The 26,202-nt window shown below is 39.6% G+C and carries 17 protein-coding genes; 7 read left to right on the top strand and 10 right to left on the bottom strand.

Annotated elements, in window-relative coordinates:
* Positions 1 to 39 precede the first annotated feature (39 nt).
* From LVD16_RS18325 to LVD16_RS18340, 4 genes are all read right to left on the bottom strand, one after another.
* Complete coding sequence (locus LVD16_RS18325) at positions 40 to 2,229, bottom strand: bifunctional alpha,alpha-trehalose-phosphate synthase (UDP-forming)/trehalose-phosphatase (protein ID WP_233769733.1); 2,190 nt, start codon at positions 2,227 to 2,229, stop codon at positions 40 to 42.
* Positions 2,230 to 2,392: 163 nt separating this feature from the next.
* The gene (locus tag LVD16_RS18330) at positions 2,393 to 4,297 is read right to left on the bottom strand and encodes a DUF294 nucleotidyltransferase-like domain-containing protein (protein ID WP_233769734.1); all 1,905 of its coding nucleotides are present in this window, start codon (positions 4,295 to 4,297) and stop codon (positions 2,393 to 2,395) included.
* Positions 4,294 to 4,989: a 3'-5' exonuclease gene (locus LVD16_RS18335; RefSeq protein WP_233769735.1), complete on the bottom strand. Its 696-nt coding sequence runs from the start codon at positions 4,987 to 4,989 to the stop codon at positions 4,294 to 4,296. Before LVD16_RS18335 ends, LVD16_RS18330 begins: the two co-directional genes overlap by 4 nt.
* A gap of 143 nt (positions 4,990 to 5,132) precedes the next feature.
* Positions 5,133 to 7,388 (bottom strand): TonB-dependent receptor, encoded by a 2,256-nt coding sequence (locus LVD16_RS18340; RefSeq protein WP_233769736.1) that lies wholly within the window; start codon positions 7,386 to 7,388, stop codon positions 5,133 to 5,135.
* A 191-nt stretch (positions 7,389 to 7,579) separates the two neighbouring features.
* Here LVD16_RS18340 and LVD16_RS18345 point away from each other — a divergent pair, with 191 nt between their 5' ends.
* On the top strand, positions 7,580 to 8,575 hold the full coding sequence (locus tag LVD16_RS18345; protein ID WP_233769737.1) for an alpha/beta fold hydrolase: 996 nt from the start codon (positions 7,580 to 7,582) through the stop codon (positions 8,573 to 8,575).
* Here the strand turns inward: LVD16_RS18345 and LVD16_RS18350 are convergent.
* The 3 genes from LVD16_RS18350 to LVD16_RS18360 all read right to left on the bottom strand — a co-directional run bounded on the left by LVD16_RS18350 (position 8,572) and on the right by LVD16_RS18360 (position 12,967).
* Entirely contained in the window at positions 8,572 to 9,399 is an 828-nt protein-coding gene (locus tag LVD16_RS18350; protein WP_233769738.1) for a DUF4249 domain-containing protein, read from the bottom strand. The genes LVD16_RS18345 and LVD16_RS18350 overlap by 4 nt on opposite strands.
* 3 nt (positions 9,400 to 9,402) lie before the next feature.
* Positions 9,403 to 11,760, bottom strand: a complete 2,358-nt coding sequence (locus tag LVD16_RS18355; protein ID WP_233769739.1) for a TonB-dependent receptor — start codon at positions 11,758 to 11,760, stop codon at positions 9,403 to 9,405.
* Between the two features lie 85 nt (positions 11,761 to 11,845).
* A complete protein-coding gene (locus LVD16_RS18360) occupies positions 11,846 to 12,967 on the bottom strand; it encodes a C40 family peptidase (protein WP_233769740.1) in 1,122 nt (373 codons plus the stop codon).
* 156 nt (positions 12,968 to 13,123) lie between these two features.
* On the opposite strand from LVD16_RS18360, the gene LVD16_RS18365 reads away from it, so the two are divergent.
* Positions 13,124 to 15,382: an OmpA family protein gene (locus LVD16_RS18365; RefSeq protein ID WP_233769741.1), complete on the top strand. Its 2,259-nt coding sequence runs from the start codon at positions 13,124 to 13,126 to the stop codon at positions 15,380 to 15,382.
* Between the two features lie 12 nt (positions 15,383 to 15,394).
* Positions 15,395 to 15,769 carry a DUF1304 domain-containing protein gene (locus LVD16_RS18370; protein WP_233769742.1) on the top strand — a complete coding sequence of 125 codons (375 nt, stop codon included), beginning with the start codon at positions 15,395 to 15,397 and terminating at the stop codon, positions 15,767 to 15,769.
* Position 15,770: 1 nt separating this feature from the next.
* Here the strand turns inward: LVD16_RS18370 and LVD16_RS18375 are convergent, their stop codons facing one another.
* The 3 genes from LVD16_RS18375 to LVD16_RS18385 all read right to left on the bottom strand — a co-directional run bounded on the left by LVD16_RS18375 (position 15,771) and on the right by LVD16_RS18385 (position 20,798).
* The gene (locus tag LVD16_RS18375) at positions 15,771 to 17,297 is read right to left on the bottom strand and encodes an alpha/beta hydrolase-fold protein (RefSeq protein WP_233769743.1); all 1,527 of its coding nucleotides are present in this window, start codon (positions 17,295 to 17,297) and stop codon (positions 15,771 to 15,773) included.
* Between the two features lie 111 nt (positions 17,298 to 17,408).
* The gene (locus LVD16_RS18380; protein ID WP_233769744.1) at positions 17,409 to 18,929 is read right to left on the bottom strand and encodes a DUF4301 family protein; all 1,521 of its coding nucleotides are present in this window, start codon (positions 18,927 to 18,929) and stop codon (positions 17,409 to 17,411) included.
* Between the two features lie 39 nt (positions 18,930 to 18,968).
* A complete protein-coding gene (locus tag LVD16_RS18385; RefSeq protein WP_233769745.1) occupies positions 18,969 to 20,798 on the bottom strand; it encodes a glycosyltransferase in 1,830 nt (609 codons plus the stop codon).
* A gap of 294 nt (positions 20,799 to 21,092) precedes the next feature.
* Here LVD16_RS18385 and LVD16_RS18390 point away from each other — a divergent pair, with 294 nt between their 5' ends.
* The 4 genes from LVD16_RS18390 to LVD16_RS18405 all read left to right on the top strand — a co-directional run bounded on the left by LVD16_RS18390 (position 21,093) and on the right by LVD16_RS18405 (position 26,174).
* Positions 21,093 to 23,552, top strand: coding sequence for a glycoside hydrolase family 31 protein (locus LVD16_RS18390; RefSeq protein WP_233769746.1), 2,460 nt, complete (start codon positions 21,093 to 21,095; stop codon positions 23,550 to 23,552).
* Complete coding sequence (locus tag LVD16_RS18395) at positions 23,549 to 23,857, top strand: isoamylase early set domain-containing protein (RefSeq protein ID WP_233769747.1); 309 nt, start codon at positions 23,549 to 23,551, stop codon at positions 23,855 to 23,857. The genes LVD16_RS18390 and LVD16_RS18395 overlap by 4 nt, the downstream gene beginning before the upstream one ends.
* A 79-nt stretch (positions 23,858 to 23,936) precedes the next feature.
* Positions 23,937 to 25,136, top strand: a complete 1,200-nt coding sequence (locus LVD16_RS18400; protein ID WP_233769748.1) for a glycosyltransferase family 4 protein — start codon at positions 23,937 to 23,939, stop codon at positions 25,134 to 25,136.
* A 3-nt stretch (positions 25,137 to 25,139) separates the two neighbouring features.
* Positions 25,140 to 26,174, top strand: coding sequence for a polysaccharide deacetylase family protein (locus LVD16_RS18405; protein ID WP_233769749.1), 1,035 nt, complete (start codon positions 25,140 to 25,142; stop codon positions 26,172 to 26,174).
* The last annotated feature ends 28 nt before the right edge of the window (positions 26,175 to 26,202 follow it).

The following is a 26,202-nucleotide window of genomic DNA, read 5'->3' on the forward strand; positions in this document are numbered from 1 at the left end:
CGGATTCTGACCTTTTTACTTATCTATGTTTTAGTTCTACTAACTATCAGCCATCATACCTAATAGTTCTCGTACAGCTTCATGATCTTTCACGCTGTATTTCGCAGCAGATTTCAGATCACCTACCTTCACTGTGCATGCACCCTTAGGCATGGCTTTGAATGTATCTTCATCAGTCCAGTCATCACCCACGGCCAGTATAAATTTGTTCTTTTTACCAGAACCTATCCAGCGGGTGGTAGCCTTACCTTTATTTACCTCTAAATTCTTGATCTCCACTACTTTATTTCCTTCAAGCACTTCCAGATTCATATTGCTTGAAAGATACTTTAAATGGCTTATAATCTCTCTGGCTCTTAACTCTCCGAGACCTGTTTCCACTTGTCGGTAGTGCCATACTAAAGAATAGTCTTTCTCTTCGATGAATGATCTTGGCGTTTTATCAGAATACATCTCCAATATTGGCCTGATCTCATCTTTCCAAGAGTTATCGAGGTTATCAATAGTTTTCCAATCCTCGTCTCTCATTTTTAGCCACACACCATGTTCCCCTACAAACTCAACATCGATATCACCGAGCCAATTTTGTAAAGTATTTTTATCTCTACCACTGATAATCACCACATTAGTGTTATCTAAAGAGGTAAGCTTATGCAATATATCTATAAGCTCCTTATCTGGTTTTGCTTCTTGAGGATCACTATTAAATGGAACCAATGTACCATCATAATCCAGGAACAACAAGCGCTTATCGCTAGTCTTGAAGTCCGTGATTATATCATCTCTCATCTTAGTATCCATCACCTTTGTTCCCATAGTTTTTTGTCTCTCTTTTACGTTATCCAGTCTGTCTAAAAAGAGTTTTACCCAGTGGTGGATATTGAATTTTTTAATTGTTTTCTGCATGAATGCCATGTGCTTTTCCTGTTCGTCTACAGGCATTTTTAAAGCTTTATAAATGGCATCTACTACTTGATGTTTATCGTTAGGGTTTACTATTAAAGCTTCCGAAAGCTCTTTTGAGGCTCCGGCCATTTCACTTAAAATAAGTACTCCGCGTTTATCTAGTTTACTGGCCACATACTCCTTACATACCAGGTTCATACCATCACGCATTGGCGTAACCAGGGCCACATCTGCCATTCTGTAAAAAGCAGATAAATCTTCTAATGGGAATGACCGGTAGAAGTAATGAATCGGAGTCCAGTTCATAGAACCGTACTTACCGTTTATTCTTCCTACTAAAAGGTCCACTTCCTCTTTCAAATCCTTATACTTCTCCACATTATCTCTGGATGGCACCACCACCATGATCAAAGATACTTTACCCTGATACTCAGGATATTTACTTAAGAAAATGTCAAAGATTTCAAGTCGCGCCGGAATACCCTTTGAATAATCTAGCCTGTCTATAGAAAGCATCAATTTCTGATCTCCTATAGAAGTTCTAAAGCGCACCTCTTTACTTAAGGTTGATGGCGCTGAAGAAGAATTGGCGTATTTATCATAGTCAATTCCTATCGGGAAGGAATCAATAACTATGGTTCTTCTATCTTTCGTAATTTGGCCTTGCTGATTTCCTATATAGCAGATACGACTAACAGCACTTAAAAAGTGACGCATATCATCGTAAGTATGGAAACCTACCAGGTCAGAACCTAAAACTCCATCTAGCAACTCTCTTCTCCATGGTAATAAACGAAATACCTCAAATGAAGGAAAAGGAATGTGTAGGAAGAAACCAATACTGGCATCAGGCAGCTTTTCTCTGATCATGTCTGGTACTAGCATGAGCTGGTAGTCATGAATCCAGATAGTATCATCAGGGTTAGCTAACTCTAAAACGGCATCGCAAAACTTCTGATTAACCTTCTTGTAAGCCTCATAATATGATCTTTTATATAGTGCATATTGGTTAAAATAGTGAAAAGTAGGCCATAAGGTTTCATTGCTGAATCCCTCATAAAAAAGTTTAATTTCAGATTCGGACAAATATACCGGCTCCATGTTCTCAGAGGAAAGCCTTTCAGTAACCTCCTTCTTAGATTCTTTATTCTTATCGTTGAAATAAAGACCAGGCCAACCTACCCATACGTTGTCTCCCTTTTTATAAATGGAGCCAAGTCCGGTAGCTAAACCACCTTCACTGGGTTTGTATTGTAGATCGCCATTGTCATCTCGTTGAACTTTAACCGGAAGTCTGTTAGATACAATTATTGTTCTCGCCATAGAGTTTTGAACTGCCAAATAATAATTGGCTTATTTAGGTTATATTGGTTTTAAAGTTATAAGGTTAACAACAAAACCAGAGAATGTTCACGTATGTTAACCTAATTTAATATAATATGGTGAAAAAGATAAGCCTTATTAAACTGTTATACAAACTCTGAGTTTAACCGAACAGTTTTTTCAAAAAAACGACCTTTATTCTCTGCTGAAAGTTCTCTATTACTTTAAAGATTTCCTTCAGTGTAACCACCTCAATTTTCGTAAGCGTATCCAGATTAATGAAGTTATCCGGGTGCTCCTTATCATACATAATTTGGTGCGCCTGATGCTTTAACCTCATTCCCATGAGGTAGTAATATGACTGCATCAGCTCATGATAGTCTTTCTCTGTGAATACTTTTTCATCTAAAAGGCTCTTCAGTCGCTCTCCCGTATTGGTATTTAGGATTTTGTGCCTTAGCGCGTAAACACGGACTAAATCTACTATCGGAGTCATTGCTCTCTTAATATTGAAAACCTTCTTTTCTCCTTTGGATATGGTCTTGATGCCTCTGAAAAAGTTAAGCGGTGGCTCATACTGCAGCGCATTATCAGCCAACTGCGCGAAGAACAACTCGCTTGGTTCTTCCAGCTTAGTTAGGATGTGTGCCTGTAGCTCATGAATGAGTGCTTCATCACCATAGATCATCCTACAGTCAAAAAAAGTGCTGAAGTTCATTACTGACTCTGGGTTGGGCTGCTCTATCCATTTATCATAATTCCTTTTCCAGTGTGACAATGAATGTGTCCACCTGGGGTTTTTCGCCATGAGCCCTCCTGTACAATAAGTAAAACCGATCTGATTTAACCTTTCAGAAACCTTATCGGCAAATGAAAGGAAGTAGTCTCTTGTCTTTTCTCGGAATTCATTAGCCTTGTCTTCATAGATAATAGCATTATCCTGATCTGTCTTTAAGGTTTGCTCTTTCCTACCCTCACTGCCCAGGCACATAAATACAAACCGAGCAGGCGGAGGCCCCATCTCTTCAATTACCCCTTCAATCACCTTTTGATCAATGGTATCTGAAATATTGCTGATCACTTCATTTACCAGTTCCGACTTCACACCTCTTGTAAGCAAGTTATAAGATAAATCTGGCACCTCAGACCATTTATGCTCAAGCTCATTCACTGAAATAGCTCGTCTTACTGACTGAATAAATATAAATGGAGATTGTGCCTGATCTGACAGCAGCTTGTTTCTACTGATTACTCCTATGGTTTTCCCCTCTTCTTCTACCAGAACATACCTTATTTTGTGATTAAACATCATCAAAATAGCTTCATAGATTAAGGCTTCTTTAGCGATTTTGAAGATAGGTCCTTCCATGATCTCACCCACAGGTGTAGAAGCATCTTTTCTATCAGCTATAATCTTGTTTCTGAGCAAGATATCAGTAACATATCCCACATATTTATCACCATCAGTTACAAATAAGCAGCTTATCTTTTGCTCTTCCATTATGGCCGCGGCTTCATAAGCTGGTGAGCTTATATCGCAGCTGGTAATGGGCCTCATGGAGCTGGCATCTAAACGGCTATTGAAATATCGGTCATAGGTGATAGCATCTTCCACCCTGGCCTCTTGCTTCACTACGTAATTGGCATATTTCTCATCCAGCATTTCCTTACCAAAAACTGACAGGAAGTACTGATAAAACTCTTCGTGGGTATTACAAAGCTCCTTAAACAGAGCAGCCGGCAGCTTAAGCACCTTAGTATCTCCTTTTACTTCTACCGTATTAATAGATCTACCCTTGTTCAGCAACAAAGAGAAAGCACCATAGGTATCACCTCTTCCCAACTCCTGAATGTGCTGGCGAATACCCTGACTATCGTAGAAAAAGGCGGTGTAGCCACCCTTATATATCAGATCGAGTCCTGTGATTTTAGTATTATGCTGTTCATAAAGAATACCTTTCTCCTTTACCTTCACCTCCTCCATCTGGGCAGACACAGCTGCCAGCGCCTCATCGCTAAGGGTATTAAAAGGCGTGGTCTCTTTTAAAAACTCTATCTTATTCTTCATAAAAATGCCATTAGTCCCATAAGCACAAAAAGAATTAATACAGGCAGTCCGCAGCCGTATTTCTTATTCATCTCATGCTTCATTTTCGCAAAAAGTGGCTGATTATCTATCAGCTCTTCATCTATATCACCTCTTTTATAAAGTTCAAAAAAGCAACGTGCGGTAGCCTCTGCATCTACACTGGCATCATGCACTTTCACCATTTTCTCCTTAAAGAGACCTTCATGCAACTCCGCCAGGGCAGGATAGTCTCTATTGACTATTCTCACATAGTCGCCAGTAGATCTCATGGTACAGAAATGGGGCAAGTCCTTCAGTAAATTCTTTAGCTTCACCCGGGTAAAAGCCACTTGAAGCATCTTGCTATCAAACTCTATAAAGTGCCCGACAATAAGTGGCTTGTAGTGCCTTAAATCATTGGCAAGCAGCTTTACCACCTCTTTACGAGACTGTCCTTTTTCTTTTAAAAGATCATAATCGATACCATGAACCTTGATAGAGCTTTCTTCTATAATGATATCCGGCTCATTGATATAATGATTTTCCTGCTTGATTAATTCACCTTTGGAATTATGAATACGCCAGGCCACCTGAAGTATAAAAGGCCACTGATCTGTAGCAGAAACCTTATAATTCATATTTTTAGGTATACCGGATGTTTCCGTATCAATAAATAGCAGATAGTCTCTCATTCAGACCCTAAGTTATTATATCAGAGTTAATTAGCGAAATGCTAGTGGGATGATTAAATGAATTCATCCTACAATTAAGACGATAAAAGACAATCTGGTGGCCTAAGAATCGGCCACCAGAAAACAGACTGCGGATTTATATCTTAATAGTTAAATGCTAATTTTAAACATGCAAAACCATTTCTTCCTAGTGCAGGTTGGTAGTAGCGTTGTCCATAGGGGTTCAAGTCATTCCCACGGCTATATTGTTCATCAAAGAGGTTTTGTATTCCTCCATATACTTCAAGTTCCCAATGGGTTGAAAGCAATCGTCTCCAGCCTATGCGAGAGGAAACCAGATTGTATTTTTCCTGGTACACAGTATTCTCATCGTTTAAAGGCACCTCATCTACAAATTGATGGGTAAGATTCATATAGAAGCCGAAAGAAGTATTAAGATCCAGCGTATTGGCCAAGGTGTTAGGAGCAACTCCGGTAAGATCGTTGCCGCTGTAATCATCCTCACCTTGCCTATAGTTTTTAAACTTGAAGAAGTGGCCTGTATAACTGTGTTGTAAACTTAACTGATTTACAACACCAGTAGATTGCTTTATGAGATCATAGTTAATGTTAAATTCAACACCTTTCTGATCGGTTTCTCCAGCATTTCTAAAGAGTACCACGCCTACTGGATTGGTGTAGGTGGTGATAGTTTGGTCTAGTTTAAAGTAGAAGAAGGTTATATCTGTATTCACCCTTTTATTCCAAAAGCTAGCCCTATACCCCAGCTCATAGTTGGTCCCTTTCTCCGCTTCTAAATCCAGGTTAAGGCTGCCCTCATTAGTTCTTACCTCATCTATTGTAGGAGGTGAAAAGCCATAACTTACTGCCGCCCTTACTGATTGATCAGCTGTTAACTTCTTTAAAAGAGTAATTCTGGGTACCCATACCGGATCAAAATCCCGACTCCTATCATATGCCAGCCCTGTAGACACATCTACCTTTCTATTGATATCATATTTTAAATTATTCTGACTGATACCGGCCGTAAGATAAAAATCACCTGGCAAGCCTAACTCTGCTTGAGTGAACAGGAAATATTGTTGCACGAAAAGATCATCGCTAAATCGTAAGGTATCAGCTTTACCACCCACATTGCCGAAATTGTCTGCTGTTGTTTTGCTAAATTGATATTCTGCGCCGCTGATCCACTCTATAGTCACGTTATCGCTCAGGTTATTTTTGTAGGTGAAACGTGTTCTACCTCCATAACCAAACTGGCTTTCTTTCTTATAATCTGTATTGAAAGGGTTATCAAAATCACTTGTAGTTACATAACCGCTCGTTTCAGCATCCCAATGCTGGCCTAACGAATAGTCATAATTCAACCCCGTAAATAATGCTTTCTGTGTGATAGAGGCATTCTTATCCTCGCTGCCTGGTCTTGCTTGCGTACGATCCTCGGCCATCTGCTCTGCGGTTAAAGCTCCAGGCAACTCATAATACAGATCTGTATATAAAATACTGAAATTCAGCGTGTTGTTACTCGAAGTATTCCAACTACTCCCCCACTGAAATACTTTCCTATCTGAGGCACTCTGATCCCTAAATCCATCAGACTTTTGCCTCACGTAAGAGGCTGACATACCGCCGTTCTTTATAGATTGCTGTAGGCCCATGCGATATCTGATGGTCCCAAATGCTCCACCCATAAATTCTGCCGAAGCTTTACCTCCTTGCACATCTGACAAATCACTTTTTAATCTTATTACACCTCCATTTCCTGCTCCATAAATACTGCCAGCGGGTCCTTTTATAATGTCAGCTTGTGAGATATTAGAGAAATCCAGAAGGTTCAGAGCCGTGGTACCATCGGGTGCGGTATAAGGGATTCCATTCCAATAGACTTTCACATTTCTTACTCCAAAAGGCGCTCTGAGCGAACTCCCTCTTATCGATATTCTGTAACTATTTGGCGCCCTTTCCTCCATTCTTATGCCAGGCACAGTATTAAATGCATCTACCAAAGAGGTTTCATCAAAACGTGCCAGTGCTTTCTTTGAAACATGAGATATAGCTGCGGGTTGATCCACCAAAGGCTTTTGAGAGCCAAAGCCCTGAACAACTATTTCATTCAATGCCAATGAACTAGGCTCCAAATAAACAGTATCTTCTAAAGAGTCATTTGTCTTATATATCGAAGCAATATAACTCACATGAGATAGCACATAACTTATCTTCCTGGAAGCATCCAGAATAACTACACCATTTAGATCCGTAGTTTTTTGGTCATCAGATGATTTGACAAGTACATCCGGCACCGGTCTACCTGAGGATTTATCCAGAATGGTTAAGTGAATGTCCTGGGCATTACCAGCCAGGGAAAGAAGACTGAGGAACACCAAAAAAATAATTCGCATGTGATTTGAAAAGGCCTTTATGAATTAGCAATAAGTTCTTATACAATTTTAAAGAATGTTTGTTTCAAATAATGATGAAATATTGAATGCAATCATTGAATCAAGGCAAATTTCAAATCAATGATCAATAGCTCAGGATAACATATATTAAAAATGTATGTTAGAACATCGAATTAACTAATCAACAGTCAATGAGAATCAAAGCAATAATTACCTCTATAATGTTGTGCTTCAGCGGCATAGCTTTTTCACAAGACATTAAACCTTTAGGAATAGCTCTTGAGGGTTATGAATATCCTTATCCGGTATCATACATCAGCCTTAATATTCAAGGTGAAGCTCTAAAAATGGCTTATATGGATGTGAAGCCTGAAAAGCCTAACGGTAAAACTATTATGCTGATGCATGGCAAGAACTTCTGCGGGGCTTACTGGGGCCAAACAGCTAAAGACTTGAGTAAAGCAGGCTTCAGAGTAGTGATTCCTGACCAAATAGGATTTGGAAAATCATCTAAGCCAAAAGATATTCAGTATACCTTTCAGCTACTGGCTCAAAACACAAAAGCATTATTGGACAGCATTGGCGTAAAGAAAACCAGTGTTTTAGGACACTCTATGGGCGGCATGATTGCTACCCGTTTCACCCTCATGTATCCTGAAAGTGTAGATAAATTCATTTTAGAAAATCCTATTGGCCTGGAAGATTGGAAGCTAAAAGTGCCTTATGTAGATGTAGAACAGTGGTATAAGCAAGAGTTAAAGAAAACCTCTGCAGGTATCAAAAAATACATGCTAGAGAGCTACTATGATGGAAAATGGAAACCCGAATATGATAAATGGGTAAAGATTCTTGCCGGCTGGACGCTGAGCCCTGAGTACCCGACCATAGCCTGGAATAGCGCTTTAACTTATGACATGATCTTCACACAGCCTGTAGTGTATGAATTTCCCAACATAAAGGCCCCAACATTATTGATCATTGGCCAAAGAGACAGAACTGCATTGGGTAAAAATCTGGTAAGTGAAGAAGTAAGAAAGACAATGGGCAACTACCCGGAATTGGGCAGAACAACCCAAAAGTCAATCCCTAACTCCAAGCTGGTAGAGATCGACAATATTGGCCATTTGCCTCATATTGAGGCTTATGACAGGTTCATTACTCCTTTACTTAAGTTTCTGCAAAATTAATTCTCCAGTTTAAACTTCTTAGTGAAGTAAGTATAGCCGGTAAATATTCCAATGGCATCTCCTTCTATATTTGAGGGAAATGCCACTGGCTCTGTAAATGGATCATCTCCTTCATAATTATACTTGGCGTATTGATATCTGTATAAAACCTCTTCTATATTGGCCACCTGCACCGTGATAGAATCATCTTCACCATAGTAATAGAAATAATCGCTAATAGCAGTAATCGTGGCTCCATCGCCCACGTTATCATTTTGAAAAGTATCAATACCAAAACTGGCGATTGATCCACCTCCGGCCTCACTGTTAGTGAATGCTCCTACCCGATAGAAATTTTCTTCTCCTGCAATGTCCCTAAAGCTTACACTTAAGTCCGTCTCATATTCATCTACTCGTTTCACCCTATGCCCCATTTCAGTGATCTCTCCAGCAGGAATAGTGCACTGTGATCGATAAGTTTTACCTCTTAATGAAACAGCCAGAAAATAGTTTTTGCCGGGCACCAAGGTAAAGTCATCTGCTTTCACCTCATACATGCGGCTGTTTTGAGAATAAGTAAGTGCTACTTCCAGCCCGTCTTCATTACTAAGAAGCACCTCTGCATCCGGTTCTACAAGCTGACTCTCCAAATCATATTCATACTCACCAATAATGGCTTTCGTATGAGAAACTTGTACTCTTATTACGGTATCAGATGGGCTTATCACCCCATTGATGACTACTTTCTCTTCTCCGATGTCAAATTTTTCCGGATCTACATCATCAATGCAGCTCATGACAGCAATAGAAAGCAGGATATATAGAATTGTATTGTGAAATCTCATTTCTTAAAATTTTAAAGAATAGGTGAAGGATGGTATAATGGCGAATATCGAAACCTTCTTTAGAGAAGTTGTTTCTGTATCTGTATTAGTGTCATACTCATTATCGAAATAATATAGGAACGGATTACGATGATTATATACATTATAAACAGAAATGGTCCAGGTTCGAATTTTACCTTTGGGTTTCATCTTTTTGAATTCAATACCTAGGTCTGCCCTGTGATAGTTTTCGCCTCGGAAATTATTAATCTCAGTGATGTACTCACTATCTCCCATATTATAATAACCACCATTGCTAATTGGAAAATCAGAATCTACCGAAAGTGTTCTATATTCAGGTAAAGTATAATTAATGCCACTGTTAAACACCCAGGTTCCGGATAGCGCTATTTTTTCACTTAAATCATATCTACCCACCAGGGAAATGTCATGCCTTCGGTCGTACTTAGAATTGAATTTTCTACCTAAGTTGATTTCATCAAACTGCCTTTGAGACCATGATAAGGTGTAGCCCAACCAACCGGTAAACCTGCCTTTATTTTTCTTCAACAGCAGTTCAGCTCCGTAGGCCCAACCTTTACCAGAGGTGATGTTATCTTCCCAGGTAATGTTTCTACTACTCTCATAATCATCTAAAATCAAGAAAGAAGCACCTTCCTTATAGCTGATGATATCATGCATAGTTTTATAGTAGCCTTCTACATTAAGAGAATACTTGCGGCCAATATTCTTAGCCCAGCCCATAGCCCACTGTTCCGATCGCTGCGGGGCCACCTTATCAGTAGAACTCACCCATAAATCAGTAGGCAACCCTATGCCTGAATTGGATAGCAAATGTACATATTGATTCATTTGGGCATAGCTAGCTTTGATGGCCATACCAGAAGAGAGTTTATAGGAAGCAGTAATTCGTGGCTCAGGGCGGAAATAACTCAATGATTTGTAATTGAATAAACTTAACCTTACACCAGCAAGCACACTCAGTTTATCATTCAGTTTCCAATCATCCTCCACGTAGAGGGCAGATTCTACCGAATTGTATTTATCAACCTCCTCTGAATCTTCCTCAATTTCAGTATCCAAGGTGACTAACGCCTTCGGTTTGAAAGAGTGAAAAGTATTCACCAAACCAAATCTAATTTCATGTGACAGGTTCGGAAAATATTCAAATTCCATTTTCTGACCATAATCTTTTATACCTGAGGAGTAGTTGAGTTTATAAGTTTCCCCATCATACTTCTCATTATTTCTAATATTAAAATCATAGCTACTAAAGATCAATGATGTATTAGCGAAGAGCTTACCAGAAAACTGATGATTCCAGCGCAAGGTAGTGGTAACATTGCCCCAGCCTAATGAGCTTTTAAAGCTAGAATCATCATCTTTTTCACGAGCATAGAACTTGTCTCGGCCGTAATAGGTACTCAGATAGAGCTTGTTAGCACTGTTAATCTCATGATTGATCTTAAAGTTTAAATCAGTAAAGTGGTAGCCTCCCTTAATATCATCTTGCTGAAAAGGCTTGCTAAGAATGTCCAGGTAAGTTCGTCTGGCATTGAAGAGAAAAGAAGTCTTCTCCTTTTTTATTGGGCCCTCTAGCTGCAATGAAGAGGATATCAGTCCTATTTTAAAATTACCTTCTACCTTTTCTTTATTACCATCCTTCATATCCATTTTGATAACCGATGAAAGTCGACCACCAAAGCGGGCAGGAAATCCTCCTTTGAAAGTTTCTACAGATTTTAGCGCATTGCCATCAAACACCGAGAAGAATCCAAACAGGTGGCTGGCATTATAAACTGTGGCTTCATCCAGAATCAAAAGGTTTTGGTCAGGACTACCTCCTCTCACGTAGATACCAGAACTACCTTCTGTACCTCCCTGAATTCCCGGTAGTAGCTGCAATGTTTTCAGAACGTCACTTTCACCGAGCAAGGCCGGAGTGCGTTTTATATCATTGGCAGTTAATCTTACCACACTCATAGGAGTCTGCTCAGTGTCAGAGTGGTATTTATCTGAAGAAATCACAACCTCTTCCAGCTGTTTAGTTTCTTCCTGCATAAAATACTGGCGCTCGGTATTCACTGATAGGTCTAAAGAATCAGTAATATTCTCATATCCTATGTATGAGATTACTAGCTTGTAATGCCCTGGTTTTAAGGTAACAGAGAAAAACCCATAGGTATTAGTGCTGGTTCCTGTTTTTAGAGATGGAATGTAAACAGAAACTCCAGGTAACAGCTCCCCGCTGCCCTTTTCCTTTACATAACCGCTTAATGTGAATTTATCCTGCGCAAATAGATGGCTGGAAATGGCCAGCATCATGCAGATAGTTATGATGCCCCGAAGTATTGATGACATAGGTTCAGTTTGTGAAATTCAACGTCAAGAATACTTTTTTCTTATACAAAGGCCAAGTTTATAATAAAATATTAATATAAGTATGCTAGAAATAAATCTCTCTTACATTTTCAGTTCTCTTATTAATAATACGTTTTGATCTTAAGTAGCGATTAACATTATACTCATCATATTGATCACTTTTGGGGTCTACGCTACTGATATGCACATTACCGCTAGAATGGATAAAGGTGCTGTCTCCCAGCCACATGCCTACATGAACTACCTTTTCAGAAGTGCTATCTGTTGCTGGTCTGCCAAAGAACAACAAATCTCCGGCTGACAACTTTGACCAGTCTTTATCATCATCTACCAAGTCCCCTTCTATCACCTGCTGCGAGGCATCTCTGGGTATGATCATGCGATTCATGAAATATATGGTCTTTGTGAAACCGCTGCAGTCGGCTCCTTTTACAGAGGTGCCACCCCACAAATAAGGGATTCCCATCATGGATTTAGCTGTTGAAATGAGTCCACTTACTTCTGCCTCTTGCCGTTTCCACTCGGAAAAATCGTCTACTTCATCATCAGAAACAAAGGCTAATTGCCCTCCAGGCAGCTCTATCTGATATATTGAATGATTGGTTTTGATCAATTTAACAACATCACCAGCCACCAGATCAGTAGCCCTTTCCTGCAGGGTGCTATCTGAATATGCATAACCTATGGAGTGGGTAAAAATCAGTTTTTCGGCATCATTCCATTGATTAAATTCCTGATCTGACATAAGTGCTATTCCGCCATGATCTACCCATGAAATATAGTCATCCGGTGTTTGTACCTGAATCCAATCACCATGTCTTCGAAACACTTTCACCGGTGTACCCATAGTGGCCTGGCTCACTAACTCTGACGAATGCCTACCTTCGGCTCTTAAATTCGCTACGGACACCTTAATCACTCCATGCGTATATTCTCCTGTTGGAAGTAAGGTTATAGAATCTTGATAATCAACACCTTTAGCATTCAAACTATCCTTCAGAGCTTGTACAGCCTCAGGAAGGTTACTCTCACCGGAGAGAATTTGGTTATTATAGGTAATATCAAATAGGGCCACCCGCTTATCTGGAGCGAAATGGTGCTCCACATTTTCAATGATTGCACTCACCTGATCAGTACTACTTGCACAGCCACAGACTATAAATAATATTAAAAAAAGATACTTCACAACTTGAAATAAATGAGAATTAGTCTTAAAAATTACTCAAATTCATTTAAAAATAAATTTAATCTTTCTTTTATGTATCATTATGAATATTTTACAGCTTGAAAAAATCTATAGTTAGCTCATTTTTTAATTGTTTACTAAAAATCTACTTCAATTGTGAGAAGAAGAATTATAGGGCTAGTAATTACTACTATCCTATTTTTTAACCTTAATATCAGCAGCCAGGCTCAAAGCTTTAACTACTACTTCAAACGAGGTAAAAAATATTATAAATACGGCGCATATGATAAGGCCATTGCGGACTTGAAGCGTGCGGCTCGAATGAAGAAGGGTAATGCTGATGTTACCTATTATCTGGGATTAGCCAACCTGGCTGGCGGCGACAAAAAAGTGGCCCTGAAGAATATTGAGAAAGTTTACCAGCTAGACCCTAAACTAGATAACGACATAGCCTACTATCTGGGTCTTGCCTATCAATATCAATACGAATTTGAAAAGGCCATAAAAGTCTATACCAAATACCGGGACTTAAAGAAAAAGAATGCCAATAAGGCCACAAAGAAGATAAAGGAATGCGAGTTTGGTATGCTCACCATGAAAAGAAACCACAATATAGAGGTGGAAAACATGGGAGAAACCATTAACTCTCCATATAACGATTATACGCCGCTAATTGCTCCTAACGGCAGGTTTTTAATCCTCACCTCCAATCGAAAAGGCTCCACTGGAGGCTTGCGCATGAGCAATGGCTCTTATTATGAAGACATTTACATTAGCCATAGGAGGAATGGCGCCTGGACTGATCCGCAAAGGATAAGTCCGCAGATCAATCTACAATACCATGATGCCGCAGGTTCTTTATCTCCTGATGGAAATAGTTTATTCCTTTATTATGAAAGAGGGGGCGGAAATATTTATGAGGCCAAGAAAACCAATAACATCTGGGCTGAGCCTGTTAAACTTAGTGACAAGATAAACTCTGTATTCTGGGAAACGTCTGCCACTATCACGGCCGATGGAAAAACTTTGTATTTCAGTAGTGACAGACCAGGCGGTATTGGAGACCTGGATATTTACAAATGTACATTAGATGAAAATGGGGAATGGGGTACACCACAAAACCTGGGACCAACTATAAACACCAGATATAGCGAAGATGCCCCATACATTTCTCCTGATGGAAATATCTTATACTTCGGCTCTAGTGGCCATACCGGTATGGGTGATAGTGACATCTTTTATAGCAAAATGATCAATGGAAGATTTCAGGAACCTGTGAATATGGGGCATCCTGTTAATTCCGTTTACAGCGACAATTATTTCAGTTTATCGCCAGATAGGAAAAAGGGATACTTTGCCTCTTTAAGAGAAGGTGGCATGGGTGAAGCTGACATCTATGAAATTACCTTCCATGAATGGCCAGATGGTGACAAACCAATAGAAACCCCGGCCGAAGAGGTGATTGCCAGCAACGAAGAACCTGAGCCGGTGATTGAAGAACCGGTAGTAGAAGAAAGTGCTGAAGAAGAAGTAGCAGTAGTCACTGAAGAGCCAGAGCCAGTAACTGAGGTTGAAGAGGAGCCTGTCACTGAAACACCTGTAGCTGTTGTTACTGAGGAAACACCAGAGCCAGATCCGGTAGTGGAAGTTGAAGAAACTCCAGTAATAGCGGAAAGTACCAGCGAGCCCGTGGCCCCTGCTGAACAAGTAGAAGAAGCATCTGCTACTTATTTCGATGAGAATTTCATCAATGAAAAGAAAAAAATTGGTGGTATCACCGTCTTAAAAGGTAAGGTGGTAGATGCTGAAGATGCCACTCCCCTATATGCTACTTTGAAGCTTGTTGATAACGAAGCTAACACAGTACTGGCAGAAATAACCTCTGATCCAAATTCTGGTGAGTTTGAGCTTATCATTCCTCACGGTGGTAACTACGGGGTGTCTACAGCCAGACCAGGTTATCTCTTTAACTCCATTAACTTTAACCTGCCAGAGAATACTGATATGCCAGAATTAGATACGCACATCATACTTCAGAAGGCACAGGTTGGTTCTAAGATCGTACTTAAGAACATCTTTTTCGATACAGGTAAGGCAGATTTAAGAACAGAATCATTGGGTGAGCTTGCTCAAATAAAAACTCTTCTGGCAGATAACCCGGAACTAAGTGTACAGATCAACGGCCATACTGATAATGTGGGGAACAGTGTTTATAACAAGGTGCTATCTAAGAAAAGAGCACAGTCTGTAGTAGATTATCTGGTGAGTCATGAAATAGAGCCGCTTCGAGTACTCGCCAAAGGATTCGGGGAAGAAAGACCGCTGGTTTCTAATGATGACGAAAGAGACGGAAGAGAAATAAACAGAAGAACAGAAATTGAAATTGTGGGAATAGCCGGTGTGGGAGGCAATTAATTATCCAAAACCATGACTATAATTATCAACTTATTCATTGTTCTCATAGCCATTACTCATTTGTACATATTGTGGTTTGAGATGTTTGCCTGGGAAACCAGAGGCAGAAAAGTGTTTAGACAATTCCCTGCCGAGCTCTTCCCTAAAACGAAAGTGCTGGCAGCTAACCAGGGATTGTATAATGGATTCCTGGCTGCGGGCCTCATTTGGAGCCTGCTAATTTCTAACGTAGCCTGGAGTTATAATGTAGCCCTATTTTTCCTCGGTTGTGTGTTGACGGCCGGCCTTTACGGCACCTTCACTGCATCCAAGAAAATATTTTACGTACAGGGACTCCCCTCTTTGATCGCTATTGTTTTGATCATTTTGAAAAGATGGGTTTTATAGCTTAATCCAGTTCTGTAAGTCTCTTTTCTATTTGCTCCAATACTTTGGTGTAGGTGAACTGGGCGCAGTGCCCTTCCATCGGTGTGAATTCAATAACAGCATCGGACTTGGGAGCACTGGTATTTTCCAGAAACTCACTGAAAGAACGTGTGGCCATATTCAGGTAAAAATGATCCATATCTCCCATCCAGATGTAGATTTTACCCTGTAATTTAGGCCCTAGCTCTTTCCAGTTTTTCTCCGCGTAAAGCTTAAAATCATATTTCTTCCAATGTTCTGCCACCTCATGATCTATGACTCCTGTAATTGGATCAAACAAAGGCTTAGGCAATCCATCTTCACCCTTAGGGCTATAAAGTGCAGTATGAGCACTAAATTGCCCTCCTGAAGTCAGATATGAATCAGTACTACCCTGCACATTCTCAAATTGTATAAAATCCTTCAGCTTCACCATAGGTTCTCCTTTAGTGGATCGCATCACTGGTCTTTCGTACCCAAATTCATTCACAAAAGCATTCTCATCTTCATAAATATTAATGAGCTGATAATTTTCGAACTCAACGGCATCTGGACTGTATGAAAACGTGCCGTTAAAAACATCTGGATAATATAATTGCAAGGCTAGCGACACCCAACCGCCTGTAGAACAGCCATCTACAAAGCGTGTCTTAGCAGAGTTGGTATTGCGGTATTTCTTTTCAATTGCAGGTATTACTTCGTGAATCAGAGAATAACCATAAGGTCCACTATTTTCCGAATCCATCTGATAGCTATCACCAAAAGGACCTTCCCCATCCAAAAACACATTAATAATCTGAGGAGCTTCAGCCGATAGCCACCAGTTACTAAACTCAGCATTGTTCATGGCATAATTCACCCTGGTATATCTTCCACCATATCCGGCCACATTATATCTGATTGGGTATTCTGCATCCGGGTTTTTAGAGTAGTTTGAAGGCAGTAATATGGAAGCCTTTATCGTCATCGGTTTTCCCCACCATTTACTTAGCGTATCACTTTTTATTTCAAAATATTTAACCAGTTCACTATTAAATAGCTCTGGTTTCTGAATGACCTCGCTTAAAGTGAATTTCACCTCGCTATCCTTTGTCAATTCCACCTTCTGAGGCTTGCTATAGATGTTGCCAGGCGCATTATATCGCGACTCCACTTCATCTTGATCCCATAACACCTGAATATAATATGTCCCCTCAGGAACTGAGCTTAAGTCCCACTGTGGTGTACCATTCCAGCTCTTATCTGCTGCAGAAATGGAAACTAGGTCCTTTGCCTTCCAGCCATTTATATTTTTGGCAAATATATAATTAGTGCCCATCGGCCATGACTGAGTCCTAGGCTCCTCACCTTCGTTTTGACTAACAAATAGAAACAACCTTCCCTCTTTACCAAACTCCTTCTTGAGTTCCTTACCTACTTCCACATCTACTGAAAGTTGGTGACTGGGTTTCTGTCCGTAAGCAAAGTTTAAGCAAGTGATGAGCGAAAGAAAAACGATAGACTTTTTCATGGTTCAGTAAGGTTTGATCGGATTAAATAAAAAAGGTGTTATAAAAGTATAGACCTTATCGACTAAAGTCAAATTACTTTTATCACACCCTTTCTATAAGTTTAAAATGCTCTACTGATGTTGATCTCTCAGTAAATCATTGATTGTTTTCACAGGATTAAATGTAATCAATGGCACCTCTACCAAAATAGTATTCCAATCTGCCATTGAACCATTCCATAAACCTGGAAGCTCCTGGGCCTTCAGGTCTTTACCACTCTTAGATTTTTTGGTAATAAAGCCAGTTTTAGGGTCACGATGCTGGAGTAAATCAAATTTATTTCCCTTGTAATCCTTTACACCACAAACTAAGTCGGTTGGGTTAAAGTGAGATGATTCCTTGAATATCTTCTTATACTCTTCATTATCTAAATCAAGCTGGGCAGTCTCACCTATCTGCAGGGCCAATGAACCATCTTCATCTTTCACCCAGAATGGACCACCGCCTGGTTCACCGGTATTTTCAACCATACCGCAAACTCTGATCGGTCTATTCAGCTTAGCCTTAAAATAATCAGCCTTTTGCTGCTTAGAGAAACTCGAAAAACTATCCGGCTTCTTAATTCTTAACTGACCATCAAACAGCTGAGTTAGAGACTCAATGAGATCATCAGTAACATCTTTATCAAGCTTGGATAGTGCTTCAAATATTTTGGATTGCACATCTAGCAATACACCTCCAATAGCTTGTTTGTATAAAGTTGTGGTTTCTTTGAGTCTGTCAGGAACCACATTATCAATATTCTTAATATAAATTAAATCTGCATCTATATCATTCAGATTTTCAAGTAAAGCACCATGTCCAGCTGGTCTTAACAGCACGGAGCCATCATCTTCAATAAATGGCGTATTGTCCATGTTCACAGCAATAGTATCTGTAGACTTTTTCTGCTGACTGAAGCTTACTTCGAACTTCACCTTATAGTGCTTCTCAAAGGCTTCTTTTATTTCAGCAACGTGCTTCTCAAATCGCTCCTGGTGCTCTGGAGATACGGTAAAGTGAAGATGAACGGTATTATTTGCACCAGTGGCATACTCAGCTCCTTCCACAAAGTGCTCCTGTACAGGAGTTCGTGGTCCATCATAGTATTTATGAAATTGAAGAAGGCCTTTTGGCAATTCTCCATAGCCCATACCATTTTCAGGATCTAATAGTGCATTTACAATTTTCTTGTATTCCTTCTTATCAAGCGCTTCTTTTATGCTGCTACCCTGCTTTTTCAGAGTATCATCCAACTGATCTTTAAAAGCGAATGAAGAAAGGTTATTAATGAATTTTTGAACGAAATCGTTAGTATCAAAATCGTCAGCATCAGACTCTATGTACGAATATAGGTCTTTAAACATTCTGCTGGCAGCACCACTTGCAGGCACAAACTTCACAATCTTTTTATCTGATGATGCTTTCTCATAAAGCTCTACATAGTGAGATAACTTAGATTCTGTAAGTTTTAAAATACCATCTTCTATGGTGGCGGAAGATTTTATATCCAGATATGGAAAGCCATTTTCAAAGTTTTTTATTTGCTCTTGAGCCTTTTCTACTGGCACACCGTGCTTTTCTATATCTTTCTTTAATTCTTCTGTAATCATGTTAATAGTTAAAATAGCTTTAGGTTAATAGTTTCTTTATTAAGCGTTTACCAGGTAGCTTTGTTCAGCCATTTCATAAGCTTTTTCATATTCTGAGTATAAGTTAGACCAATCGAAGTACTCGGATAGGTCTTCTGATTTGTTTCTCATGTCTACTCTCATTCTGCTGGTTTTAGTTACAAACTCAAACAGTATGTTGGCCAGGTTTTCTGCAGCACATTCAAAGCTCTTATTCTCCCTCTCCACCACAAATACACCATGATCCTCGTCTCCGAGAGGTACATTTTTAATATAGTCACCAAAGCCTGAAAGATCAGAAGTAACAGCTGCCACTCCCCTTGCCAGACACTCCAGCGGTGTGTAACCCCATGGTTCATAGTAACTTGGGAAAACACCTAAATGACATGCCCTCACGAACTCGCCATATTCCATTCCAAATAATGGGTTAGTAGATGAAATGAAATCCGGATGGTAAACCACCTTCACTTTGTCATCCTGGTTGTTCACCAAATTGCTGCTTCTTAAATAGTTAAGTATAGGATCAGAACCATCTTCCACAATATTATGCGTTACAATACTCGGCAGAGTTCCTTTTTTCCAGGATTGAATTGTTCTTCTATATCTTAGTTTCCAATAATCATCTACCAAATCGTTTAGGTCCGGAAGCCTATGATCTTTCATACCACTGGCGGCATGAATAAATAACCTTTCCTTGATCTGGCTTACAATGGCGTCACAGTTTTGTGACACCTTATCCAACATAGCCCTGGAATTAAGCACTTCCGGGTTTATGGAGTAAGCAGGCTGTTTAGTAATGAAAAACATCACCACCGTTATAGGCACATGATTCTCCTTCATTTTCCAGTTTAGCCTGGCCAATGCTTCTAAGGTCAGATCGTAACCTTTATTTAGGTATTCGAATCGGCCTGAAGTAAAAAAGTATAAGGTCTTGCTTAAATCAAATGAGTAACTCTGGAAGAAATGACTCATGATAAACTCCTCCAGTATCTTTTTGTATTCGTGGTGAAGGTTTTGCACCTCATGCAGCACTGAAAACCGTTCAATATTTAATCCATTAGGCAAGATATGATCAGGGCTTCTGCCTAACAAATAGGCACATTCTCTACCTGTAACATCACTTACTGTTGTGAATATATGGGCTCCGTGCACGCAAGCACGCTCTATTTTCACCGTAGTCTCAATGTCAAAATGCTTGGCTTCATATTCCCAATCCAAAAACGGAAGGTGATTATAGAAGTCAGGGTCATTCATAGCTAAGTATCTTCCTAACAAGGTTGCGTGGGTAGTGAAAATGGTTTTCACCGGAAGCTGTTCTCTTCTTATTTCAGGGATAGCCGTTCCAGCCATCCACTCATGAAAATGAGCCAGCAGGCTAATATCTTTCTCTAAACATATGCGTGCCAATTCTGACATAAAATGATGCACCATATATCCAAAAGCCATCACTTCATCCATCAAAGGATCATGCTTGGTAAACTCTATATGATGATTCTGCCAGAAATAGTATTTGATGTCTCCCAGCTTGTGCATAACACTATGCGGGTTAAACAGAACCGTATGCGGTCTTCCTGAGACTAACCAACGACCGTGATATACTTCAAAACCCTTAGCTCTGCAGGCATGTACAGCTCTTCCGATAATAGACTCCGTATCTTCGAAGGGCTCAAAGTCCGTAGCAGCATTTGCAGCCACATAAGGACCTATTAAACAATAATGATCTTTCCATTTCTCCACCATTACCGGAGCCTTAGATCTTATTACCGTATAGATACCCCCTACCTGATTACATACTTCCCACGCTATCTCGGTCAAAATCTTTAAAGGAGCGGCATCTTTTTGGAGACTCATAATATCGCTATGATTAAAAGTTAATAAGAGTTATTAAATTTAAATAATTAAGAATATATCAGCCTATGATCAGCAAATAATTTATTTTCTTATCTTATTTATAGTATAACTCACGGGGCAAAAAAAAGTTAGGGCCTTCAAAAACAAAATTTGGGCGGTTAAAACGTTTGCAACGAAATCTCTCCGATTTAAATGAACTGTATTGATGTAATAGTGTTTGATTTATGATTTAATATCTTATTATCTTTGGTTAGACACAGATAAGATAATGTTCTTACATACATAGATTGTAGCATGGAAAACAACCAAGATTTACATACAACCCAAGAAGAGCAAGGCTTCGAGGGCAATTACATAGAGAATTTTCAAGGCAAGGTAAAAGAAGAGGAATTTCATCCCGGCGTAATTGAAGCCTGGGAGAAAATAAATGACCGCCAGCTGATGTTTCATGGCTCTCAATCTTCTCTTGAAATTACTATTGTTTCAGAATACATTTTAAAATTCAGATTCTCTCATGATGGCTATTTTGAAGACGACTTTTCATATGCCATAGACCCGGACTTTAAATTCCCTGACACTGCTCATGCCATAGAGGAAAAGGAAGACGAATTTATTATCTCTACAGATAAGATTAATTGTCACCTCAATAAATACTTCAGAACCAAAATAACTGATAAGGCAGGCAATGTGATAGTGGAAGATGAAAAAGGCTACCACTGGAAAGAAGAAAAGAAATTTGGCGGTAATGTGGTGATTACCACGAAGATAGCGCCTGAAAAAGAACAATATTTTGGCCTGGGAGATAAGTCTACAAGACTTAACTTAAGAGATGGTAGATTTGAACTGTGGGGTACTGACTGTTATGGTTATACAGAAGAAACCGACCCTGTTTATAAAAACATTCCATTCTATCTGGGCCTTCATGAAAATATCGGTTATGGTATTTTTATGGATAACTCATTCCGAACTTTCTTTGACTTTGGCTGGGAAAGAGATGGCGTAACTAGTTTTTGGGCTCAAGGCGGTGAAATGAGATATTATTTCATTTACGGACCTGATCTCATGAGCGTGAGTGAGCGATATACTATGCTTACCGGTACTCCTGAGCTCCCTCCTATGTGGGCTTTGGGCTACCAGCAAAGCAAATGGAGCTATTACCCCGAGTCTGTGGTAAGAGACCTGGCTTTGAAGTTCCGTGAAATGGAGATCCCTTGCGACGTAATCCATTTAGATATAGACTATATGGATGGCTATCGTTGCTTTACATGGGACAAAACAAGATTTCCAGACCCTGCTAAAATGATCGCCGATCTCAATGAGCAAGGCTTTAAAATAGTGGTGATCATTGATCCGGGCATCAAGGTAGACAAGAATTATTTTGTGTATCAGGAAGGTATGGATAACGATTATTTCTGTACCCGCATGGACGGTCCTAAGATGAAAGGATCTGTATGGCCGGGCCCTTGTTACTTCCCTGATTTTACTAATCCGCTGGTAAGAAACTGGTGGGCAGGCTTATATAAAGGTCTCATGGTAGATGATGGTGTAGCCGGCGTTTGGAATGACATGAACGAACCGGCCGTATTTGAAGAAGGCACCTTCCCGAGAGATGTGCGTCATGATTATGACGGCCACCCATGTAGTCATAGAAAAGGCCATAACGTATATGGCATGCAGATGGCCCGAAGTACTTACGAAGGTCAAAAGCGATTCTTAAAACCTCAAAACAAAAGGCCTTTTACCATCACCCGATCTGGTTATGCCGGTCTTCAGAGATTTGCTTCTGTATGGACAGGAGATAATATGGCCACCTGGGATCATTTAAGAATAGCCAACACGCAGTGTCAAAGATTGAGTGCTTCAGGTGTTTCCTTCTCTGGCTCGGATGTAGGTGGATTTATTGGCACACCATCTGGAGAGCTTTATGTAAGATGGGTACAGATGGCCACCTTCCATCCGTTCTTTAGAACGCACTCATCGGGAGATCATGGAGATAAAGAGCCATGGGTTTTTGAAAAAGAATATACTGACATTGTGAAGAAGTTTATCAGCTTCAGATATCAGCTTCTTCCATATATTTACTCTACTTTCTGGCAATATGCTGAGCGCGGCACACCTATGCTAAAATCTCTGCATATGATTAACCAGAACGACCCTGAAAGTTATTATAGAGAAGAGGAATTTTTATTAGGCGATAACATACTTATCTGCCCTATGTCTCTTGAAGGCTCTATTAAAAGAGGCGTATATCTACCTAAGGGAACGTGGTATAATTACTGGAATGATGAGCAATTCAAAGGCGGAAAAGAAATACAGGTGGTAGCTTCACTTCAAGAAATTCCTTTCTTCGTAAAAGCAGGAGCAGTTATACCGCTTCAGCCTAAAATGCAATATACCAACCAGATCACTTATGATCAGTTAGACCTGCTGGTATACAACCTGGAGGGCACGCTTAAGTCTGAGCTATATGAAGATTCTGGAGAAGGCTATGATTACGAAAAAGGCGAGCATTCTTTAAAAACTTTCGAAACATCAGGAGACAAAAGTGTTTTAAAATTAAGTCAGACCATTGATGGTGACTTTAGCCCAGTGTATCAGTCATACAAAATAGTGTTTCATGGCATAAACAACCCAACCAAGGTTATGGTTGATAATAAAGAAACCAAAGTGACCAAAGATGAAAACGGCCATTATTATGTAAATGCACCTAGAGATTTTAATCAAATAATAGTCCACAAAAACCAACAACCATGAGTATTAAAAAGCAGTATTTAAAGTCTAAGTCTACTTGTAAGGTGACTTTTTCGGTAGACAAAAAAGAGGCCAATGGCGCTAACAAAATCTATTTAAGTGGTGATTTTAATGATTGGGCGACCGCAGAAGATGAATTGACATCTTTGAAAAACGGTAGCTTCAAGATTACCAAGGAATTACCTTCAGATAGCGAATATCAGTTTAGATATTTGATTGATGGAGAATATTGGGCTAACGACGGAGAGGCAGATAAATATGCTGATAACGGCGTGTCTAATGAGCAAAACTGTATTTTAGTTATCTAGCAAAAGTTATAAATTTTAAATAAATTATTCATCCAACATATCTCTTGTTGGGTTTGTTAGATAATTATAATACAACTTTATGAATGTTATAAAAGTCCTGATGTTAGGTCCAGGAGAGCCCACTGCCCTTAACAGTGGGCTCGGCATTGCCACCCAACATATTGCAGAATATTTAAAATCGCAGGTTGAGCTCACCATCATTCACCCTGGAGAAAACATTGAGACTAAAAATAGCTATGAGATCAGGAATGTTGACACGTCAAAATTTGAAGACGTGGTGGTTTCCAGAGACATAGCTCGAATAAGCATCACCAGCAAGCTCACTCCTTATTTTTATTCTGGAGGATCATCTACCCCGGAAGAAATAGAAATAGAAAGTGTAGTAAGAGCTGAATTAAAATCCTTTACGGCAGAGGTTATCTCGGCTTCTAAGAAGCTTGAGTTTGATGTTATCTACGCTCATGATTGGACCACCATCCCATCGGCCTTAGAGATCAAAGAAGCTACCAATAAACCTTTAATCATCCATATCCATTCACTGGATTATGACAGAAACCCATCTCAATCAGAGTCATGGATATTCGATATTGAAAAGAAAGGGCTTTTGGCGGCTGACCATGTTATTGCCGTGAGCCAATACACATCAGATGTGCTTACTCAGCATTACCAGGTTCCTGAACATAAAATTGCCATTGTTCACAATGCTATCGACAGCCGGGAGTTTGATCAGGTTCAGAAGGTATTTAGTGAGAAGATGATCCTTTTTGTAGGGCGACTTACCGGACAAAAAGGTCCATCGATATTTATGCAGATAGCTGCAAAAGTACATGAGCAGATGCCTGACACCCGTTTTGTAATGGCAGGATCTGGAGAGCTGTTAAAGCAGTTAATTGAGACTGGTGCTTACAGAAGCGTAAGTGGTAAATTCCATTTTACAGGTCAGGTTGATCATGAAAAAATGAATGAGCTTTATGCTCGATGTGATATTTACTGTATGCCTTCTATTTCAGAGCCATTTGGTCTTTCTGCCTTAGAAGCTGCAAGCATGGGCCTGCCTGTGGTACTTAGCAAGCAATCAGGTGCTGCTGAGGTGCTGCCAGCGGCTTTCACAGCAGACTATTGGGAAGTAAATGAATTTGTTGAACACATTATTACCTTATTGAAAGACAAGAAGGTATATGAAAAATCGGTTAAAGACAATCAGGACGCCATACATCAACTTACATGGCAAAAAGCCGCTGATAGCATATTTGAGATCATGAAGAAAGTTATTGATTAACCTATGGAAACCTGTTTAGTATTTACATTTCACTCGCCCTTACAACTCTCTGATTACTCATTTTTTGATATCGGTAAAAAGAAGTCATACTTTGACGAAAAGTATACTTATCAAAGATTTAAAAGTAATTACAAAAGCATTTTCTTGCCTGCTCTTAAGGGCATAGTTGACCTGCTTTCCAGAAGAGAGTTCAAGTGTTCTATCTACTTTTCTGGGGCATTCCTGGCGGCGTTAGACAGAACCGATCAGGAAATGCTGGATAAGCTAAAGAAACTGGTGAAAGATGGGAAAATAACGCTCTTAGGAGGCACCAGCCATGAATCAATCGCTTGTCTATTTTCAAAATCATTATTTGAGTCTCAACTATTAGCTCATAAGAAGCTGGTAAAGAGACTATTTGGCATCTCTCCTACTGTATTTAACAATACAGAAAACATTCATTTTAATGACCTCATTCCTATTATTGAAAAGCATGGCTATAAGGCATTAATTACAGAGGCCCTGACCTGGTATTTACATAATCATTCACCGTTTCAGCTATTCAAAGCCGCAAAAAGCGACATAGCAGTCTTCATTAATCAATCCCCTGGTGTGCAAGGCGAAAGTGGCACACTCATCACCAGGCAGATTGACCCGATGCTGGCCACCTACAATAACTGGAAGGATCATATTCTGAACATCATAAAACAGAGTGACAGCCTGATTACACTCGATGAAGCGCTCAAAAAATATAAGGCTGAGTTCACCTATTCGATACCGATGCCTATAGGAAGAAAAAGAACTAACGTGGGAGTAGCTTCCTTTTCAGAAAATGCAATGCAGAAAGAGGTAATCACAAAACTTAAAATCCTTGAAGGGAAAGTAGAGACTAAAAAGAATAAGGAGGACCTGCTCTATGAGCTTTCTAAGTTTACTTCTGGCGATTATTTCCTGGATATGAACTATAAGAGCATCACCTCGCCAGATAAACAACCCTATGATTATTACATCTCAATGATGAACATGCTATCTGATTTTGAGATAAGATTAGAGAAATGATTTTACTCCTCGTGTAATAATGGTTGAA

This window comes from Fulvivirga ligni, from assembly GCF_021389935.1.
Lineage (GTDB): Bacteria > Bacteroidota > Bacteroidia > Cytophagales > Cyclobacteriaceae > Fulvivirga > Fulvivirga ligni.